Origin of the sequence: Sporosarcina sp. P19 (assembly GCF_002743165.1) — a bacterium.
GTDB classification, from domain to species: domain Bacteria; phylum Bacillota; class Bacilli; order Bacillales_A; family Planococcaceae; genus Sporosarcina; species Sporosarcina ureae.
Genome location: NZ_PDYR01000001.1, coordinates 263,242 through 281,465, shown reverse-complemented (window position 1 = coordinate 281,465; position 18,224 = coordinate 263,242). Strand labels below are relative to the sequence as shown.

Genomic DNA, 18,224 nt, shown 5'->3' with positions numbered 1-18,224 from the left:
TCCATTTCAATTGGTCAGGTTAGTTGATTCTTTGTAACGTCGCTACAAAGAAACCGTCACTTTGATAGTCGTGCGGTAATATTTGCAAATGGCGTTGCTCACTGTCACTTTCAAGAATATGAAGTGGAACGAGTGCAAAGTCTGGCTGCTCTTTCAAGAACCATTCAACAATCTCCTCGTTCTCCGATTTATCAATCGTGCATGTACTATAAACTAAGATACCGTCTTTTTTAACCAACTGACAGGCAACTTCGAGTAGTTCTTTTTGAATGACTGTTAGTTTTTCAATATCTTGTATCGTTTTTTTATATTTAATCTCAGGCTTTCTGCGAATGACCCCTAATCCACTACATGGCGCATCTACTAACACTCGGTCAAAAGATTGAGGTTCATAGGTTTTCAATAACTCTCTGCTATCCCCACTATTTGTATGGATGGAAGTCAATCCGAGACGCTCTGCATTTTGATCAATTAAACGTAATTTATGAGGGTGCAGATCATGTGCTTGAATTTCTCCTTCATTTTTCATACGTTCTGCGATATGAGTGGTTTTACCGCCAGGTGCTGCACACATATCCAATACGCGCATACCTGGTTCCACTTGTAATGCGATAGCTGGAAGCATAGAGCTCTCATCCTGAATTGTCAACAAACCTTGTTTAAACACTTCTGTAGAAGCTAGGTTACCTGACTCCACTTGGATACTGCTGTCAGAAAGAGTACCGGCTATTGCAGTAATCCCTTCTTTCTTCAGCAAGCCGATTACTTCACCAATATTGGTTTTTGTTCTATTGATTCGCGCGGTTGTGATCGGAGGTTGATTGTTGACAACTGCCGCAGCCGTAGCTTCTTCCATGCCGTATTGCTCTATCCATCTTCGGATTAACCATTCAGGGTGACTTGTCTCTATAGACAAACGAGTGATAGGATCTTCAATTTCATCTAAAGAAGGTACACCTTCACGCAAAATCGAGCGTAAAATTCCATTGACCATGGATGAAACACCTTTATGTCCACGTTTATTGGCAATTTTTACCGCTTCATTGACAACGGCATGCTCAGGAATTTTAGATAAGTAAATGATTTGATAAACGGATAGTCTAAGTAGCTGACGTACCCATGGTTGTAGCTTCCCTCTAACAAATGGTGCTAAATAATAATCCAGTGTCATTTGTTGTTGTAGTGTACCGTATGTTATTTCCGTCAATAATGCGCGGTCTTTTGGCTGAAGGTCATAGATTTCAATCGTTTTATGAAGCAATAAATTACTATACGCTTGTTCTTCTTCAATTTGCATCAACATGGATAATGCTGCATCACGTACATTGCCACGCCAAATTTTCTTTTTATAATTTGTCATTCAAATTTGTCTCCCACTTGCCATTTTGACCCGATTCCATTTAAGAATACGGTAGCTGTCATTCGTTTTTTCCCAGCTGGTTGTAAATCGGTAATTGCTAGCGCGCCTTCACCTGTTTGCACAATAATACGATCCTTTTCCAGACCAATAATTTCTCCAGGCGTTGCATCCGATATTTGTTCGGTCACCTGTGTCCACCAAATTTTCACTTGATCACCAGCAAATTTTGTGTATGCGACAGGCCAAGGGTGTAACCCCCGAACTTGGTTATAGATCGAACTGGCTGAACTTGTCCAGTCAATTCGTTCCTGCTCTCTTGAGATGTTTCTAGCAAACGTCACTTGCGTCTCATCCTGAACTGTACGCTCATTCGTGCCTGCAATAATGGATGGTAACGTTTCTTTTAATAATGTAGTCCCTGCTATTGATAATTTGGTAAACATCGTTCCCGTATCGTCTGTTTCTTCAATTGGAGTGGTGACTTGTGAAATGATATCACCCGCATCCAGTTTCTCCGCCATGTACATGATCGTGACGCCCGTTTCTTTCTTGCCATCCATGACTGCCTGATGAATTGGTGCGCCACCACGATAGTTAGGTAATAAAGAAGCATGGACATTTATACAACCGAGTTTCGGAGCTTCTAGCAATTCATTCGGAAGCAATTGACCGAATGCGGCTGTCACTATTAGATCCGGCTGTAGGTCGAGAATTTCCTGCAACTCTGCAGAGCCTTTCAGCTTCTCTGGCTGAATGACAGGCAATCCTAAGCGCACCGCTTCTTCCTTTACAGGAGGAGGTGTCAGTACGCGCTTACGGCCCACTGGACGATCCGGTTGAGTCACGACAGCAAGGATTTCATATCCTTCATTATATAGCATCGTCAAAACACCTACAGAAAATTCAGGTGTTCCCATGAAAATGATTTTTGTCATTCGTCATCCTCCTCTTCATCTTCGAATTCAGATGGATCAACGACACGTTGGATCTTCTTATCGAATAATATTCCGTTCAAATGATCGATTTCATGCAGGATTGCTCGTGCTTCATAGCCTTCTGCTTCTAATTCATATAGCTTACCATCACGTTCTTGTGCTTCAATCCGCACATGGAAAGGACGCTCTACTTCTCCGAATAATCCAGGGAAGCTTAAGCAACCTTCAACTTCTACTTCGGATCCTCCTGTGGCCGTGACGACGGGATTGATCATTTCGATAATTTCTTGCTCTTCATCGAAGTCTACAATCGCTACACGAATAGATTTGCCAACTTGGGGAGCTGCAATGCCTACACCATCATGTTCAATCATCGTTTCATGCATATTATCTAGTAAGATACCCAACTCATCGTCAAATACGGTCACTTCTTCACATGGTGTTGTGAGAATAGGTGATGGGTGCGTTACGATTTTTAATATTGTCAAAATAAATTCCTCATTTCTTCGAAGGAAGGTTAAAAGATCGATGTTGGTTCACGGTTAATCGACATGACCAAACCGTCTTTTGCCCAACTTGTTTTGTAGTGTTTCAAAAGTTGCTGCAAAACCGGTATAAGTGCGGGTTCATGTTTGTATTTTATCAAACTTTGATAGCGATATCTATTGTTGAGGCGACTGATAGCAGCGGCTGTCGGTCCAATAATGACTGAACCTTGTGATAGACGCTCCGCGATAAATTCAGTACCTTTATGTGCATAGTCAGCAGCTTTTAATACATCTTCATGACTGAACTGTACAACCGTCACATAATAGTATGGAGGATAACCGAGTTGTCTTCGTCTATCCATTTCCATTTCATAAAAAGGAACATAGTTCTGCGTTTTAGATAATTCAATCGCGTAATGCTCAGGGTCATATGTCTGAATGACCACTTCACCTGGTAGTTGATCACGTCCTGCTCTACCGCTCACCTGCGTCAATAGTTGGAATGTTTTCTCGGCAGCGCGGAAGTCGGCTAAATGAAGGGATGTGTCGGCTGCCAATACGCCTACTAGAGTGATCCGTGGAAAATCCAGTCCCTTGGCTATCATTTGGGTTCCAAGTAAAATGTCTGCTTTACCTTCACCAAAATCATATAGCAAACGTTCATGAGCGCCTTTTGTATTCGTCGTATCAATATCCATTCGAATTACGCGGGCTTCAGGGACTAATTTATATAATTCTTCTTGCGCTTTTTGTGTTCCCGTCCCGAAAAACCGAATATGCTCGCTTGTACATTCCGGACATTCGGAAGGTACTCGCTCTTCATGACCGCAATAATGGCATTTCAAGCTCTCGCTTGCGCGGTGGTATGTCAATGAAATATCGCAATTTGGACATTCGACAACTGTTCCGCAATCACGACAGAGTACGAAGCTCGAAAATCCACGCTTATTAAGCAGTAGGACAATTTGTTCTTTTCGTACCAATCGTTCACGAATTCCTTCAGCAAGCGCTAAAGAAAACATTGAACGATTTCCTGTTTTAAGTTCTTCACGCATATCCACTACTTCAACACTCGGCAATGCTTGATTCTTCGCTCGTTTTGATAGCGTTAATAATGAATATACACCTTTGGAAGCCCGAGCATAAGACTCCAATGAAGGTGTCGCACTTCCTAATATAACCGGACATTGATAGTAATTAGCGCGCCAAATGGCTACATCTCGTGCATGGTATCGTGGTGATTCTTCTTGTTTATAGGTAGTCTCATGTTCTTCATCTAGAATTAGCAATCCCAAATTCGAGAAGGGAGCAAAAACTGCTGAACGTGCACCGATCGCAACTTTCACTTCGCCACGATGGATTCTACGCCATTCATCATATTTTTCGCCAGCGGATAAACCGCTATGCAAGACTGCAACTAATTCTCCAAACCGTCCTTTAAATCGGGCCGTCATTTGCGGTGTCAAGGCGATCTCAGGTACTAACACAATCGCTTCTTTCCCTTGCTTCAACACGTGATCGATAGCCTGTAAGTAAACTTCCGTCTTACCACTACCCGTAATCCCATGAAGTAAAAAAGTTTCCTGGATGTTCTTGTTACTCGACTGTTCAATAGCGGAAAGGGCCACTTGCTGTTCGTCTGTTAGTTGTTCTGGTTTACCGCTATCCTGCATTTTGGGTGATTCTAATTCACGGTACACTTCAACTTGCGATTGTTCTACTATCTCTTTATCTACAAGTGACTTCAAAACAGTAGCTGTCACGCCGGATTCATCCAGGATTTTACTCGCTTCTATGGATTCTGTCGGATGTAGCAACAACCAACGAAGTAGTTCTTGTTGTTTTTTTGCATTTGGATGTACTTCTTCCAACGCCGTTTCCAGTTGTTTCGCATCTGGCACATGAATCATTCGCACTTTTTTCATTTTGGTTTTCTGTTGGATTGCCGTATCAATTTCAACAATCCCCAGTTTATTATATTTCTTTACTTCATTTAATAAATTCGCATCTTGAAGTGCTTTCAATGTGACTTGCTGGCGATTACCCAAAAATGAGCGGAACGCGTCATCAAGCTCTTCCGGTTTGATCACAGTCATGATTTTTTCATATTTGGCACGCATTGCGGCTGGTAACATGACTTGCAGTGCATCGATTTCATAGGCAATTGTTTCCGTTGCCATCCACTTCGACAATGCTAATAATTCTGCAGATAGTACCGGCTCTAAATCTATAATTTCGGCTATCGGTTTGATTTTATTATGATCCAGTTCGCTTTCCTCTTTAATCCCCGTCACATAGCCTGCAACTTTTCGTGGACCAAAAGGAACTTTGACCCGTAACCCTGGCTCCATTACATGTTCCCAATCGATAGGAACCGCATAATCAAATGGCCGGTCAATTGGATAAGCTGCTACATCTACAATGACTTCAGCGATCATGCAGTTTACTACTTTCTTGCTGAAGAATGGTTTCAAATAACTGTTCGGCCAGTTGCACTTTTGGCATAGCAGAAAAAGGAATTGCTTCTCCTTCTCTAGAAAGCAATGTCACAACATTTGTATCACTACCAAAACCGCCACCAGGATCGGTGACATCATTGACGATGATATAATCCAGATTTTTAGATTCTAATTTCTTCTGTCCATAACCAATCGCATCTGTCGTTTCAGCTGCAAAGCCAATTAGTAACTGATTTTCTTTGCGCTTCCCAAGTGTTTTTAAGATGTCGGTCGTCCGTTCCAATTCAAGTACATCATCGCCATCTTTTTTCTTCATTTTCTGGTCATGTATGTTTTTTGGCCGATAATCCGCAACAGCTGCTGATTTTACTACAATGGATGCATCATCATACTGGCTAATTACAGCATCGAACATTTCAGCGGCACTTTCTACATGTATCACATGAACACCTGTCGGAACTGATAGTTCGACCGGTCCGGAAATTAGAACGGTATGAGCACCAAGCTTCTGTGCAGCTTCCGCCATTGCATAGCCCATCTTGCCACTTGAAAAATTGGATACATAGCGGACGGGATCTATACGTTCGCGAGTCGGTCCAGCTGTAATGACAACTTTTTTTCCCCGTAAAGGTTGATAGGACACTTTAGTAAAGTGATGGCTAATTAATTCAGTAATTTTTTCAGGCTCTTCTAAGCGCCCCTTACCTACATAACCGCAAGCTAAAAAACCTTCTGACGGTTCGATAAACTGATAGCCATCCACATGTAATTGATCAATATTACGCATAACAGCGGGATGGGCATACATATGTACATTCATTGCAGGCGCAATCCAAACGTCTGCTTGTGTTGCAAGTAAGATAGTCGTTACCATATTATCTGCAATTCCGTTTGCAAGCTTGCCGATTACGTTAGCTGTAGCGGGCGCCACGACCACCAAATCGGCCCAGTCTGCTAAATCTATATGTGCAATGACGCGGGAATTTTTTTCATCAAATGTATCAAAATATACATCATTGCGTGACATCACTTGAAAGGATAACGGCTGAACAAACTCTTTCGCTGAATCAGTCATCACGACTTTCACATTCGCGCCTGCCTGACTTAATTTGCTGACAAGTGCAACAGCTTTATAAACTGCGATACCACCTGTTACGCAGAGTAAAATATTTTTATTATCGATCTTCATGAAGCTCTCTTCCTTTCCAAAAATAATAAACTCCCTGAGAACGGTTGAATTCCAAGGGAGTTGTTTTTATTTCAAATCAAACTTCGTCTTCATAAATAATTGATTCATCTGCTGCTGCGTTGATCAAGACACCTGCCGCTACTTCTTCAAGGGCTCTACCAACACTTTTTACTGATCGGTATGAATGAAGAGTTTCGTTCTGTTTTTCTTGTAGTTCACGTGCACGCTTAGCTGCCAGTGTAACCAGTGTGTATTTAGAATCGACTTTTCCTTTTAGTGAATCAACTGATGGATATAACATAGTTTATTCTCCCTCCAACATTTGTAAGTATCTCATTTCCACACGTTCTCTTCTGCAATGCTCTGCCGTAACAATCGCATTGATCCGATCACATGCTTTGGAGACCTCGTCGTTCTCTACTACATAATCGTACAGATGCATCATTTCCAGTTCTTCTCTTGCCTTTAATACGCGATCTGCAATGATGTCAGATGCTTCTGTACCTCTTCCGATCAAACGAGTTTCCAGGTCACTTAAACTTGGAGGCGCAAGGAAAATAAACAGACCGTTTGGTACTTTTTCACGCACTTGTGCTGCACCGACTACTTCAATTTCAAGGAATACGTCACGCCCAGCATCGAGTGTTGCGTTGACATAGTCGAGGGGCGTTCCGTAGTAGTTCCCTACATACTCTGCGTATTCGAGAAGCTTTCCTTCTGCGATCATTTCTTCGAATACTTGTTTCGAACGGAAGAAGTAGTCAACGCCGTCGACTTCCCCTTCACGCGGGTTTCTTGTCGTCATGGATATAGAGTATTCGTAATTGGTGTCCGGACTTGAAAATAGTTCTTTTCGTACGGTTCCTTTTCCGACGCCGGATGGACCAGAAAGGACGATTAGGAGTCCTCGATGTTTGTACATGTAATCCCTCTTTGTTATGTATTCATTAGCACATCATACCTGTTACGCACCGTTGATTTGCGCTTCAGGCGGACGCTTTCCAGGGGGCATGGTCTTGAGCCGCTTCCCTCACTTCGTTCAGTCCAGGGTCTCAAGACGCATGCTGCTCCCCTAGGAGTCGCCTTACGCTCCAATCAACTAGTAACGCTTCCTAACATTTAACTTTAACAAGAAAGTCAAGAAAATACTAGAAATTTATCGTTAAACTGAAGAGGCCCATGTGTGCAATCTGTTCATATTATACCATAATCATACGATGAGTGCTAAAATGGAACAAAACGAAATGAAAGAGGAATCCGTATGGCATTTGATGGTTTATTTACGAAAGCAATAGTAAGCGAACTGCAACAACTGAAGACTGGTCGGATTTCGAAGATTCATCAGCCGAATTCACAGGAAATTATTTTTCAAATCCGCGCTAATAATAAAAATCATAAATTATTAGTATCGCTACATCCTTCATTTTCACGATTGCAATTGACTGATGAAGTGTTAACGAATCCTCCTGAGCCACCTTTGTTTTGTATGGTATTACGCAAACAACTTGAAGGCGGAATGATTACTTCGATTGAACAGCATGAGAATGACAGGATTGTGAATATCCACGTCCAGGCTCGAAACGAATTGGGTGATCAAATTGAACGGAAGCTAGTCATTGAAATCATGGGGCGTCACAGTAACTTAATTTTACTAGATGCTTCACGCGATATGATTATTGACAGTATGAAACATTTACCGCCTTCCGTTAACAGTTACCGTACTGTTTTACCTGGACAACCTTATATCCCGGCACCACCACAAGATAAATTGGATCCGTTCAACGTAACCGAAGTAGAATTCAATACAATAGTAGGTGCACTGCAAGAACCGAAAGATGTAGTAAAACAATTTGCAGGCTTTTCTCCAGTAACAGCTGCGGAATTATTATACCGTTTAGAGGACAACGACCTATCATTTACTGTGTGGCGAACATTTCTCGAGAGTTTCAGTCGGGATACAATGAAACCGACTGTCGTAGAAAACGATAGAAAAACTTTGTTTTCCGCCTTAGAATTAACACATGCAAAAGGAACAACACAATCGTTCTCCACTTTAGCTGAATTACTCGACAAAGTTTATTTTGCCAGAGCAGAACGGGAACGTGTAAAATCCCAGGCCGTCGATCTAGAACGTTGGTTGTCAAATGAGATTGCCAAACTGGAAAACAAAACAAAGAAATTGCAAAAAGAACAAGAAACTGCGCAAGACTTGGATACGTTGAAATTGTACGGTGAATTATTAACCGCGAACAGCTACATGCTGCATAAAGGCGATAAAGAAGTGACTGTAGAAAACTATTACGAACAAGGCACAACCGTCACCATTCCACTCGACCCAAGAAAATCACCAATTGATAACGCACAACGCTACTTCTCGCGTTACTCGAAAGCAAAGACAGCACTTATTCGGATTGCGGAACAACTTGAAAAAACCAAGGACGACATCGAATACTTCGAAATGGTCAGACAGCAAGTATACCAAGCTTCTCCAATCGATATAGAAGAAATACGTCAAGAATTAGTAGAACTAGGATTCATGCGTGCCCGTAGAGGGAAAAAGAAAGTAAAACTGAAGAAACCTAAACCGGAGGAATTTGTGTCTTCCACAGGCATTCCGATCTCAGTAGGGAAAAACAACAAACAAAATGACTATTTGACATTCAAATTGGCGGCTCGGGACCACCTATGGCTTCACACAAAAGACATACCTGGCTCACACGTCGTCATTCACGACACCGACCCAGACGCTCAAACAATCGAAGAAGCAGCCGGACTCTCTGCGTACTTCAGTAAAGCCCGTGAATCATCTTCCGTACCAGTTGATTACACACAAATTCGTCACGTCAAAAAGCCTTCAGGCGCAAAACCAGGCTTCGTCATCTACTTTGAACAGAAGACCGTGTTCGTTACACCTGAAGAGGATTTAGTACGTAAGTTACGGAAGTAAAATCAGTGCATATTTAAAATAGCTGACCACTTTCATTGTAAATGAAGTGGTCAGCTATTTTTCTTCTATAAGCAATACTTCAGCTTTCAATAGTGGAAAACGACACCAGTTGATCGTAAGTGGAAGGCGGCTCACGATGGATCAGCTCGACAGGCGAGACAACTGAAGGGAGCTTGCGACCTAGTTGGCTCACCGCGGGCCCATGCCTGGAACGTTGATTAACGTTGCCCTCCCCATACTCACTTACTTATTTACTCACAGCGTACCTAGCTTCAACTTCGTATGCCATTCCATCAATTCATTCATAGACTCTTCCTTAACTGCGCCTTCTTCTTTCGCAACCTCAGCAAGCGCCGCAAAGTTTGTCAAGCTACGATAAGAAAGATTCGCTTCCGCAAACTTCTCATCCGCTTTCTGTAATTCGTATGTAAAGATCGAGACGATTCCGCATACTTCCACGTCTTCAGCAATTAACGCATTCGCTGCATTCAAGCTGCTTCCGCCTGTCGAAATTAAATCCTCAATAATAACCGCCTTCGCATTCGGCTCGATTTTACCCTCGATTTGACGGCTCTTACCATGTGCCTTAGCAGTAGATCGGATATAGACCATCGGCAACTTCAGAATATCCGCAACCCATGCTGCGTGTGGAATACCTGCTGTCGCAGTTCCAGCAATTACTGTAGTTTCAGGATAATGAACGCGGATCAATGCCGCAAGCCCTTCTGCAATTTCTTTACGCCCTACCGGATCTGCCATTGTTAAGCGGTTATCACAGTAGATAGGTGACTCGATTCCTGAAGCCCATATGAACGGCTCTTCTGGATTGATTGCTACTGCTCCTACATTTAATAGGATGTGTGCAACTTCTTTTTCTCTTGTCATGAAGTAATTCCCTCCCACAATGTCTTTACATGTTGATATGCTTCAAGCGGATTATCCGCGCCTGTAATCGCACGGCCCACTACGATATGTGTGGAACCTTCCTGCTTTGCTTTCGCCGGAGTTGCCACTCGCTTCTGATCGTGGACATCACCTTGCGCCAAGCGAATACCAGGTGTTACTTTGAAGAAATCTTTGCCGCACACTTCTTCAATGATTTTAGCTTCCTGTACCGAACAAACCACGCCATCCAACTGTGCGGATGAAGCCAATTTCGCGTACTGCTCCACTGATTCACGAAGCGGTACACTGATTAATTGTTCTTCTTTCACTTGACGGTCGTCCGTTGATGTCAGTTGAGTCACCGCGATTAACGCGGGACGCTGAACGCCTACAGCAGTTCCCGCCTCAAGTCCTTCAAGTGCTGCTTCCATCATCGCTTTGCCGCCAGCCGCATGAACATTGACCATATCCACCTCAAGTGAAGCCAATACTTTCATTGCGGATTTAACCGTATTTGGAATATCATGCAACTTCAAGTCTAAGAAGATGGAATATCCTTCTTCTTTCAATCGGGCAATCATAGCAGGTCCTTCTTTATAATACAGCTCCATTCCTACTTTTACATTGACCGACTGATCGAATGCTTTCAGGAATTCGAATGTCTTTTCAGCTGAATTAAAATCTAACGCAATAATTGGAGAGCGGTTCATATGCGATGACTCCTTCCGACTAATTCAGATATATGATCAATTCCCAGCTCATCCAATCTTGCAGGTAACTGCTCAATAATAGTTGGACATACAAACGGATCTACGAAATTGGCAGTGCCAACTGCTACTGCACTTGCACCGGCAGACATGAAATCTACAACATCTTGTACACACGTAACGCCACCCATTCCAATGATTGGAATAGTAACGACTTGGCTTACTTCGTAGACCATGCGAATTGCGACTGGCTTAATCGCTGGGCCAGACAAGCCCCCCGTTTTATTCGCAATAACCGGTTTACCTGTTCTTTCATCCAGGCGCATGCCGACCAATGTATTAATCATCGTAATGCCATCTGCTCCACCTGCTTCTACCGCCAATGCCATCGCTTTAATATCCGTGACATTTGGTGACAGTTTCACATAAACAGGTACAGAAGAAACTGCTTTGACAGCCGCTGTTAGTTCTTTTGCTATTTCAGGATCTGTGCCAAACAAGATTCCCCCACATTTGACGTTTGGACAAGAGATATTTAATTCGAGCGCATGAACATTTGGCGCTTTTGAAATTTGTTTCGCCACTTCCACGTAATCTGCGGTTTCAGATCCTGCGACGTTCGCAATGATCGGCACATCGAACTTCTCTAACCAAGGTAATTCATTATTCAGCACGCCCTGTAGCCCAGGGTTTTGAAGACCGATAGCATTCAACATACCCGAAGATGTTTCCGCCACACGTGGTGTCGGGTTACCATAACGCGTTTCTTCTGTAGTCGCTTTAATCATGATCGCCCCGAGCTGGGACAAATCGTACAGATTACCGTACTCTTTACCAAAACCGAAACAGCCCGATGCAGGCATAATCGGATTTTTCAATTCAAGTCCTGGCAACGTCATCGCTAATCTATTCATATTTGCACCACCCCTGCTGGAAATACTGGCCCATCCGAACATACTTTGACATATGCCTGATCTGTCGCATTTTCATTCGTATGACAAACGCATGCAAAACAAGCCCCTATACCGCAACCCATACGTTGTTCAAAAGATAGGAATCCTTTTTTATGCACATACGCTTTTTGCACGGCATCAAGCATTGGCATAGGTCCACAACTGTAAAATGTTTCGAAGTCATCAGATATTTCACTCATGACGTTCGTAACAAATCCTCGTGTACCGTTACTGCCATCCACTGTAGCGATATATGTTTCGCCTAAAGCAGCAAATTCTTCTTCATAGAAAACAACTTGATCCGATTCGAAACCAAGTATGTGAATACAGTTCACTCCGTTTGCAGTTAGCTGTTTTGACAGCTCATAGAGTGGAGGCACACCGATCCCGCCACCAATCAAGACGGCTGTTTTACCAGCCGAAGTTTCTTTAACGGGGAAACCGTTGCCTAGAGGTCCTAGTACATTCACCATATCTCCCTCACGTTTTTTGGACAAAAGCGAAGTGCCTCGTCCCTCTGCGCGATAGATGATGGTCATTTCATTTTTCTCAGGATTAATTTCAGCTATTGAAATCGGACGTCGCAATAACGGTTCAAATGAATCCGACACCCTGATGTGGACAAACTGGCCCGGAGAAGTAATTTCTCCGACCAATTTGCCTGTTAACTTCATCTCAAAAATATTTTTCGCTATTTCCTGCTGCGATGCGACGGTCATCAAATCTTGGATGATCATTGAACCACCTGCAGCTTTAGCATTGCATCCGTCTGGAACGTCATGGACTCGATGACAGATAACATAGCTGCTGCTGTATCAATTGAAGTTAAGCAAGGAACACCATTCTCTACTGTTTCGCGGCGAATTCTAAAGCCATCACGTGCCGGTTGTTTCCCTTTAGTCAATGTGTTGATGACCAGTTGCGCTTGGCCTTTTTGGATAACATCGATCAACGTCGGACCATCTGTGCCAATTTTCCCTACTGTTTTCACTTCGATATTTTCTGCTTCAAGTGCTTTAGCAGTACCTTCTGTTGCCATAATGCGATATCCTGTTTCAATGAAACGTTTCGCGATATCTACAATTTCTTCTTTATCTTTATCGGAAACCGTCATTAACACGGTACCGTATTCTTTCACTTCCATTCCAGCGGCTACTAAGCCTTTGTACAACGCCTTTTCCAATGTTATATCTTTCCCCATTACTTCACCTGTTGATTTCATTTCAGGCCCGAGTGTAATGTCTACACGACGAAGCTTCGCGAAAGAGAAGACTGGTACTTTGACATAGACGCCTGCTGGTGCTTGTGCAAGTCCATCAGCATAGCCTTGTTCCAAAATAGATTTACCTAAGATCGCTTGAGTTGCGACATTTGCCATCGGGATATTCGTGATTTTGCTCAAGAATGGTACCGTACGGCTTGAACGTGGGTTCACTTCGATTACATAAACCTGTCCTTCTGAAATAACGAACTGAATATTCATTAACCCACGAATTTTGAGACCAAGTGCTAAACGTTTCGTATAGTCAGCAATCGTTTCGATCATGGACTGTGACAGGTTTTGTGGAGGATAGACCGCAATCGAGTCACCCGAGTGAACGCCTGCACGCTCGATATGCTCCATGATGCCAGGTATTAATACTGTTTCTCCGTCACAAATTGCATCAACTTCGATTTCCGTTCCTGTTAAGTAACGGTCGATCAGTACCGGATGTTCAGGGCTAGCTTTTACCGCGTTTTCCATGTATTGAAGTAATTCCTCTTCATAGTAGACGATTTCCATTGCACGGCCACCTAATACATACGATGGACGGACTAGGACTGGATAGCCAATTTCTGTTGCGATAACGACTGCTTCTGGAACTGATAAAGCGGTCTTTCCAAGTGGCTGTGGTACACCGATTTCATGCAAAGCACTCTCGAACTTATCACGATTTTCCGCACGGTCGATATCATCAAGTGATGTACCAAGAATTTTCACTCCGCGTGCTTCCAATTCATCCGCTAAGTTGATCGCTGTCTGGCCACCAAACTGGACGATAACTCCTTCTGGTTGCTCAAGGTCCACTATATGCATAACATCTTCGATGGTTAACGGTTCGAAGTACAACTTATCAGATATTGAAAAGTCGGTCGAAACTGTTTCAGGATTGTTATTGACGATGATTGCTTCATAACCTGATTGCTGTATAGCCCATACACAGTGTACTGTTGCATAATCGAACTCTACCCCTTGTCCAATGCGGATTGGGCCTGAACCTAGGACGATCACACTCTTCTTATCCGTTCTTACAGATTCATTTTCGTCTTCATACGTACCGTAGAAGTATGGAGTATCGGATTCATATTCACCTGCACACGTATCCACTTTCTTATACACTGGAACCAATCCTTGCTCTTGTCTCCACTCATATACTTCACGATCGGTTGTATTCCAAAGCTTGGCAATCGTAGCATCCGGGAATCCAAGACGTTTTGCTTTATAACCGATTGCTTTATCATATGGATGGTCTTTCAATGTTTCTTCATACCGAACGATATTTTCAAATTTGCGCAAGAAGAATAAATCAATGGCGCTCCATGCATGTAGAGTTTCGATTGTCACACCACGACGCAGTGCTTCTCCGATGAAGAACAATCGCTCATCGCCTGCTTTGCGAATACGTTTTTCGATCCACTCGTCGGACATTTCACTACCACCAGGAAGTGACAAATCGAATTGTCCTGTTTCCAATGAACGAACAGCCTTCATGATGGACTCTTCAAATGTACGGCCCATTGCCATTACTTCACCTGTTGCTTTCATCTGTGTACCCAAGTTACGCTTCGCCGATTCGAACTTATCGAAAGGCCAACGGGGAATTTTCGTTACTACATAGTCCAGTGTCGGCTCGAAGCAAGCATACGTATTACCTGTTACCGGATTCATCATTTCATCTAGCGTCAAACCGACAGCAATTTTTGCTGCAAGTTTCGCGATTGGATAACCCGTTGCTTTGGAAGCTAATGCAGATGATCGACTGACACGCGGATTTACTTCGATAATGTAATAATCAAAGCTATGTGGATCCAGTGCTAACTGTACGTTACAGCCACCTTCGATTTTCAACTCACGAATGATGTTTAATGAAACATTACGTAGCATCTGGTTTTCACGGTCTGTCAATGTTTGGCATGGTGCCGTTACGATAGAGTCACCTGTATGGATACCTACAGCATCCACGTTTTCCATATTACACACGACGATCGCATTATCCGCAGAGTCACGCATTACTTCATATTCGATTTCTTTGAAACCTGCGATGGATTTCTCTAGAAGACACTGTGTAACAGGGCTGTATTTCAAACCACTTGCTACAATTTCTTCTAAGTCTTCATCATTGTGGCATATTCCCCCTCCCGTTCCACCTAGCGTGAACGCAGGTCGGACGATAACGGGATAACCAATCTTATTAACGAACGCGTAGGCCTCATCAATATTATGGATGATATCACTGTCCGGAACAGGTTCACCCATTTCATTCATTAGTGTACGGAATAAATCACGGTCTTCTGCTTTATGGATTGCGTCCAGCTTTGTACCCAAAATCTCAATTCCTAGTTCATCCAGAATCCCTGATTCATGCAATTCAATCGCCATGTTTAAACCAGTTTGTCCACCTAATGTCGCAAGTAGTGCATCCGGTCGTTCTTTACGAATAATACGGCTAACGAATTCAAGTGTGATGGGCTCAATATACACTTTATCTGCCATCTCAGTATCCGTCATAATAGTTGCAGGGTTTGAGTTGATCAGAATAACTCGGTAACCTTCTTCTTTAAGGGATAAACAGGCTTGTGTACCTGCATAGTCAAATTCTGCTGCTTGTCCAATTACAATAGGACCTGAACCGATCACGAGGATGGATTTTATGTCAGTACGTTTAGGCATTAGTATTCTCCTTTCTGTTGCTTGCAGTCATCAATTGAATGAAACGTTCGAATATATAGCTAGAATCTTGTGGTCCTGGTGATGCTTCCGGGTGGAACTGAACAGTGAATGCTTCCAATTTCTCACTTCGAAGCCCTTCAATACAATTGTCATTCAATGCTATATGTGTCACTTCAAGACCTGTTCCCGCTAAAGAGTCTTCAAGTACTTCATATCCATGACTTTGTGATGTCAGATCAGTACGATTCGTATTCAAGTCTTTTACCGGATAATTTCCACCAATATGGCTGTTCTTCATCTTTGCCGTTTTAGCACCGCATGCGAGTGCGAATAATTGATGACCTAGTCCGATACCGAAGATAGGCTTCTTACCCATTAACTCCTTTATTGTTTCAACTGCACCTTCTACGTCTTCAGGATTTCCTGGTCCGTTTGATAATAAAATACCGTCTGGGAACAACGCTAAAATTTCTTTCGCTGATGTATCATGAGGTACGACTATAACGTCGCAGTCCTTCTTATTTAATTCACGCAAAATGCCATGTTTAATGCCATAGTCGATGACGACGACACGCTTGCCTAAGCCCGGGCTTGGATATGGGCGTTTGGTAGATACTTTCGCTACTAAATCCGTTGGCAATTCATATTGTTGAAGTTCTGCAACCGTTGCATCGGTATCGATGTCATCTCCAGCAGCAGTTAATTTACCTCGTAAAGAACCTTTATCACGTAATAGACGTGTTAGTTTGCGAGTATCAATCTCCTGAATTCCTGGTATCCCTTTTAATATAAGCAAGTCTCCTAGTGACATGCCACTACGGAAATTTGAAGGCTCTTCCGCTAATTCTCTAACGACTAAGCCATTGATTGCTAAATCTATGGACTCATAATCATCTCGGTTAATTCCGTAATTACCGATCAGCGGATAGGTCATCACGACAATTTGTCCACAACCCGAAGGATTTGAAATCGTCTCCTGATATCCTGTCATACCGGTTGCAAATACTGCTTCTCCTATTGAAGCACTATTTGCTCCAAATGCTTTCCCTTCAAAAACAGAGCCATCTTCCAATACTAAGTATCTCTTTGTCATCATTGACCATCCTTCCATACGATGTTTCCACCGAAAATTGTCATTACAGGCCATCCGGCGCATTCTACTCCGTCAAATGGTGTGTTCTTACCTTTTGAAACAAATGTAGTACGGTCGATTGTTTGTTGCTTTTCCAGATCAAGTAATACTAAATCTGCTTCAGCACCTACTTCAAGCTTACCGTAAGGCAAGTTAAAGACTTCTGCAGGCTTTACTGTCATCCAGTCAAGAAGTTGTTTGAGCGTCCAGTATCCTGGCTTGACGAAGTTTGTATATAGTAAAGGAAATGCTGTTTCAAATCCTGTGATACCAAATGGTGCTTTTGCAATACCAACTGCTTTTTCATCTGCTGTATGCGGTGCGTGGTCAGTTGCGATACAATCCAATGTGCCGTCCAGTAAGCCTTCACGCAGTGCCTCGCGATCTTCGATGGCACGTAGCGGAGGATTCATCTTCCAGTCCGCATCGTCTCCAGGCACATCATCTTCTGTCAACAACAAGTGATGAGGGCTGACTTCTCCTGTTACATGAATACCAGCTCTTTTTGCGTCGCGGATTACGCGAACCGATTCTTTCGTGCTGACGTGACATACGTGATAATGCGCGCCCGCGGCTTCCGCTAGTAAAATATCACGTGCAATATGTACAGATTCTGCAATGGAAGGAATGCCTGGTAAGCCAAGTTCTTTATTACGTTTTCCTTCGTGCATTGCGCCTCCATAGATTAATGTATTGTCTTCGCAGTGCGCCACTATAGCCATATCGATCTTCGCTGCATCTTGCATCGCTTCGTACATCATACCTGCTTCTTGTACACCTACACCGTCGTCAGTGAACGCGAATGCACCGTGTTCTTTTAATTCAGATAGATTAGTGCGTTCTTTTCCCGCTTCTCTGATCGTGATCGACGCATAAGGGAGTACACGAATTTTAGCATTGGCTTTAATTAATGTGTTGATCTTTTCAAGGTTTTCTTTTGTATCGGGTACTGGACGCGTATTCGGCATTGGACAAATGGTCGTATATCCGCCTTTCGCTGCCGAATGAGTACCTGTTTCAATTGTTTCTTTATGCTCTCCGCCCGGCTCGCGCAAATGTACGTGTACATCGATGAACCCAGGTGATACTAGTAAGCCTTTTCCTTCAATTATTTCAAATCCTTCTGTTGCTAGTTGGTTACCAATTTCCGCAATCTTTCCATCTGCAAGTTTAATATCCGTTTCGACGATCTTGCCTTCTTCGTTTACCATTTGCACTTGTTGAATTAACATGTTCAT

The 18,224-nt window shown here is 43.0% G+C and carries 15 protein-coding genes; 1 reads left to right on the top strand and 14 read right to left on the bottom strand.

The window, feature by feature from the left end; translation table 11 throughout:
* Window positions 1-19: 19 nt before the first annotated feature.
* The 7 genes from rsmB to gmk all read right to left on the bottom strand — a co-directional run bounded on the left by rsmB (window position 20) and on the right by gmk (window position 7,353).
* Window positions 20-1,360, bottom strand: a complete 1,341-nt coding sequence (gene rsmB, locus CSV74_RS01370; RefSeq protein ID WP_029052340.1) for a 16S rRNA (cytosine(967)-C(5))-methyltransferase RsmB — start codon at window positions 1,358-1,360, stop codon at window positions 20-22.
* Window positions 1,357-2,295: a methionyl-tRNA formyltransferase gene (gene fmt / locus CSV74_RS01365; protein WP_099690317.1), complete on the bottom strand. Its 939-nt coding sequence runs from the start codon at window positions 2,293-2,295 to the stop codon at window positions 1,357-1,359. Before fmt ends, rsmB begins: the two co-directional genes overlap by 4 nt.
* Complete coding sequence (gene def, locus CSV74_RS01360) at window positions 2,292-2,783, bottom strand: peptide deformylase (RefSeq protein ID WP_099690316.1); 492 nt, start codon at window positions 2,781-2,783, stop codon at window positions 2,292-2,294. The genes fmt and def overlap by 4 nt, the downstream gene beginning before the upstream one ends.
* A gap of 29 nt (window positions 2,784-2,812) precedes the next feature.
* Entirely contained in the window at window positions 2,813-5,221 is a 2,409-nt protein-coding gene (gene priA, locus CSV74_RS01355) for a primosomal protein N' (RefSeq protein ID WP_099690315.1), read from the bottom strand.
* Window positions 5,211-6,431 (bottom strand): bifunctional phosphopantothenoylcysteine decarboxylase/phosphopantothenate--cysteine ligase CoaBC, encoded by a 1,221-nt coding sequence (gene coaBC / locus CSV74_RS01350; RefSeq protein ID WP_099690314.1) that lies wholly within the window; start codon window positions 6,429-6,431, stop codon window positions 5,211-5,213. Before coaBC ends, priA begins: the two co-directional genes overlap by 11 nt.
* A 76-nt stretch (window positions 6,432-6,507) precedes the next feature.
* Entirely contained in the window at window positions 6,508-6,732 is a 225-nt protein-coding gene (gene rpoZ / locus CSV74_RS01345) for a DNA-directed RNA polymerase subunit omega (RefSeq protein ID WP_029052345.1), read from the bottom strand.
* A 3-nt stretch (window positions 6,733-6,735) separates the two neighbouring features.
* Window positions 6,736-7,353, bottom strand: a complete 618-nt coding sequence (gmk, locus tag CSV74_RS01340; RefSeq protein ID WP_029052346.1) for a guanylate kinase — start codon at window positions 7,351-7,353, stop codon at window positions 6,736-6,738.
* 339 nt (window positions 7,354-7,692) lie between these two features.
* On the opposite strand from gmk, the gene CSV74_RS01335 reads away from it, so the two are divergent.
* Window positions 7,693-9,378 carry an Rqc2 family fibronectin-binding protein gene (locus CSV74_RS01335; protein WP_099690313.1) on the top strand — a complete coding sequence of 562 codons (1,686 nt, stop codon included), beginning with the start codon at window positions 7,693-7,695 and terminating at the stop codon, window positions 9,376-9,378.
* A gap of 255 nt (window positions 9,379-9,633) precedes the next feature.
* On the opposite strand, the gene pyrE is transcribed toward CSV74_RS01335, so the two are convergent.
* The 7 genes from pyrE to CSV74_RS01300 are packed head-to-tail and all read right to left on the bottom strand — an operon-like array spanning window position 9,634 to window position 18,224.
* Window positions 9,634-10,263, bottom strand: coding sequence for an orotate phosphoribosyltransferase (gene pyrE, locus CSV74_RS01330; protein ID WP_099690312.1), 630 nt, complete (start codon window positions 10,261-10,263; stop codon window positions 9,634-9,636).
* Window positions 10,260-10,973: an orotidine-5'-phosphate decarboxylase gene (gene pyrF, locus CSV74_RS01325; RefSeq protein WP_099690311.1), complete on the bottom strand. Its 714-nt coding sequence runs from the start codon at window positions 10,971-10,973 to the stop codon at window positions 10,260-10,262. Before pyrF ends, pyrE begins: the two co-directional genes overlap by 4 nt.
* Window positions 10,970-11,884: a dihydroorotate dehydrogenase gene (locus tag CSV74_RS01320; protein ID WP_029052350.1), complete on the bottom strand. Its 915-nt coding sequence runs from the start codon at window positions 11,882-11,884 to the stop codon at window positions 10,970-10,972. The genes pyrF and CSV74_RS01320 overlap by 4 nt, the downstream gene beginning before the upstream one ends.
* Window positions 11,881-12,660 (bottom strand): dihydroorotate dehydrogenase electron transfer subunit, encoded by a 780-nt coding sequence (locus CSV74_RS01315; protein ID WP_099690310.1) that lies wholly within the window; start codon window positions 12,658-12,660, stop codon window positions 11,881-11,883. The genes CSV74_RS01320 and CSV74_RS01315 overlap by 4 nt, the downstream gene beginning before the upstream one ends.
* Window positions 12,657-15,854: a carbamoyl-phosphate synthase large subunit gene (gene carB, locus CSV74_RS01310; protein ID WP_099690309.1), complete on the bottom strand. Its 3,198-nt coding sequence runs from the start codon at window positions 15,852-15,854 to the stop codon at window positions 12,657-12,659. The genes CSV74_RS01315 and carB overlap by 4 nt, the downstream gene beginning before the upstream one ends.
* The gene (locus CSV74_RS01305) at window positions 15,847-16,947 is read right to left on the bottom strand and encodes a carbamoyl phosphate synthase small subunit (protein ID WP_099690308.1); all 1,101 of its coding nucleotides are present in this window, start codon (window positions 16,945-16,947) and stop codon (window positions 15,847-15,849) included. The genes carB and CSV74_RS01305 overlap by 8 nt, the downstream gene beginning before the upstream one ends.
* The gene (locus tag CSV74_RS01300) at window positions 16,947-18,224 is read right to left on the bottom strand and encodes a dihydroorotase (RefSeq protein ID WP_099690307.1); all 1,278 of its coding nucleotides are present in this window, start codon (window positions 18,222-18,224) and stop codon (window positions 16,947-16,949) included. The genes CSV74_RS01305 and CSV74_RS01300 overlap by 1 nt, the downstream gene beginning before the upstream one ends.